We start from the raw sequence: 353 nt of genomic DNA on the forward strand, positions 1-353 counted from the left end.
AAGGAGGAGGAAGGTGGGGACGACGTCAAGTCATCATGGCCCTTACGCCTAGGGCTACACACGTGCTACAATGGGGTGCACAAAGAGAAGCAATACTGCGAAGTGGAGCCAATCTTCAAAACACCTCTCAGTTCGGATTGTAGGCTGCAACTCGCCTGCATGAAGCTGGAATCGCTAGTAATCGCAAATCAGCCATGTTGCGGTGAATACGTTCCCGGGCCTTGTACACACCGCCCGTCACACCATGGGAGTTGTGTTTGCCTTAAGTCAGGATGCTAAATTGGCTACTGCCCACGGCACACACAGCGACTGGGGTGAAGTCGTAACAAGGTAACCGTAGGTGAACCTGCGGT

General features: G+C 53.3%; 1 rRNA gene. It reads left to right on the forward strand.

What is annotated here, in order from left to right:
* Nucleotides 1-353, forward strand: a 16S ribosomal RNA gene (locus F8C76_RS18120); the annotation flags it as partial.

The organism is Flagellimonas olearia (assembly GCF_009184425.1).
Lineage (GTDB): Bacteria > Bacteroidota > Bacteroidia > Flavobacteriales > Flavobacteriaceae > Flagellimonas > Flagellimonas olearia.